This window comes from Clostridium grantii DSM 8605, assembly GCF_900129965.1.
GTDB lineage: Bacteria > Bacillota > Clostridia > Clostridiales > Clostridiaceae > Clostridium_AF > Clostridium_AF grantii.
Window position 1 is genome coordinate 1 of the sequence record NZ_FQXM01000070.1, and the last position, 2034, is coordinate 2034.

The 2034-nt window shown below is 32.7% G+C and carries 2 protein-coding genes; both read left to right on the forward strand.

All coding sequences use genetic code 11. The features are described 5' to 3' along the window. Window positions 1-122 precede the first annotated feature (122 nt). Window positions 123-1628 carry an IS21 family transposase gene (istA, locus tag BUB83_RS20990; protein ID WP_073341031.1) on the forward strand — a complete coding sequence of 502 codons (1506 nt, stop codon included), beginning with the start codon at window positions 123-125 and terminating at the stop codon, window positions 1626-1628. Next, a partial coding sequence (locus BUB83_RS20995) for an ATP-binding protein (RefSeq protein ID WP_242950739.1) occupies window positions 1625-2034 on the forward strand: 410 nt, incomplete at its 3' end. The genes istA and BUB83_RS20995, both read left to right, overlap by 4 nt.

The window sequence follows — 2034 nt, forward strand, 5'->3', positions numbered from 1 at the left end:
TGTTGATTTATAATGAATATTGACCCCCTTTTTACACTGAATATTGACCCCTTCACTTAAAAATAATATCCTTTATGTGTAGCTAAAAATAAAGCACATATGGAGGAGGCAATAGATAGAAGGTGAAGGACATACGAGACTGGTATACAGTAAAAAATATGCATAATAAGGGGGTACCTATAAAACAAATAGCTAGAGAGTTAAACATGTCAAAGAACACTGTGAAAAGCTTAATTAAGAAAGAAGATGAGCCTAAATATTCAAGAGCAGTTAGTTCAACTAGTATTGATCAGTATAAGGATAAAATCAGAGAGTGGTATTTAGACAAACGCTATGCTTATATTGGTACAAGAATTTATAGTGAGTTGTGTAAGCGAGGTTATAAGGGAAGCATTAATCCAATCTACAGATATCTAGAAACTTTAAATGAAGAAAAAATTTTGATAAGTAAAAGGGCTACTGTAAGATTTGAAACCCCTCCGGGAGATCAAGCACAGTTTGATTGGGGGGAATATCATATGTTCATTGCTGATGTGGAAATAAAAATATATTGCTTCACCATGATACTATCGTATTCAAGGAAAAAGGCTGCAATATGTTCAATGGCAGTTAATGGCGTAGCCATATATGAAGCAATACAAGACTTATTCATAGAACTTGGTGGGGTTACAAAAGAATTAGTTATTGATAACCCTAAAGCATTAGTTATAGGTCATAAAAAGGGACAAGAAGTTGATTTTAACCAAAGTGCATTAAAGCTATTCACATATCTTGGAACAGAACCAAATGCCTGTCTGCCGTTAAGGCCACGAACAAAAGGAAAAATCGAAAAACCGAATCAATATATTGAAGAGCACTTCATTAAAGGAAATAGCTTTAGGACCATGGAGGAATTAAATATTGAAATCAAAAAATTCATGAGGAATTGGAACAAGAAAATTCATGGTACCACTAAAAGAGTACCAGATGAAATGTTTGCAGAAGAAGAAACTAGTTTGAAAAAATTATATAGGAAGAAAATTATAGATACAGAGTTGGAAATAAGAACTGTAAGTACAGATTCTTTTGTAATGGTAGGAACTAATAGATACAGTGTTCCTGTAAAATATGTAGATACAAAGGTCAAAATAAGAATAGTTTATGGTTATATTCTTGAAATATATAATGCTGATTTAGCACTCATCAAGAGTTATTCTGTGCTTGATGGGAAACATAAAAAGCTTGAAGATGTAGAAGATTATAAAGATATTGCAGTAAAAGTTCCATCGTCTATTCCGGAAATTAGAAGAGTTTTCGAAAAGACATTTAAAAATGGAAATGAGTTTTATGAACTTGTATCAAGAGTAACAAATCAGCCCCATTTTCATGCAAGAGAGTTTTTGAAATTGAAGGATTTGTACGATGTATGCGATCTGGATATCATACTTAATCATTGCATAGAAAATAATATTTTGAAAATAGATAATGTGAAATCTCTAATTAAGGAAAAGTATTTAGCTTTAATAATTGAGCACGAAACTGCAGAACTTTCATTGGCTAACGCCAAAAAGAATAAATATAATTTAAAGAATGAAAATGCACTAGTAAGACACCTCTCTTACTACGAGAAGGGAGCAGCAAATAAATGATGAAGGTGGAAACTCTAGATATTAACACAGATATACAGCTATTGCTGAAACAGTTCAAGTTGCCTGATATACACGCTAGGTATGATGAACAGATACAGTTTGCTATTGATAACAAGTTAAGCTATAGGGAGTTTTTGTACAAGATTCTAAAGGTTGAAGAAGAAGGTAAAACAGAACGTCTACGACTTCGAAATATTAAAAATGCCCGTTTCAATGACCTTAAGACAATGGATGATTTTGATTTTAGCTATCCAGACAATATAAACCAGGGCAAAGTTCAAGACTTGGCTACCTTAAGTTTCATGGATAAAAAAGAAAATATTGTTTTTGTTGGACCGCCAGGTGTTGGTAAAAGTCATCTTGTCCAAGCGTTAGGACTTAAAGCTTGTGAACATGGCAAAACAGT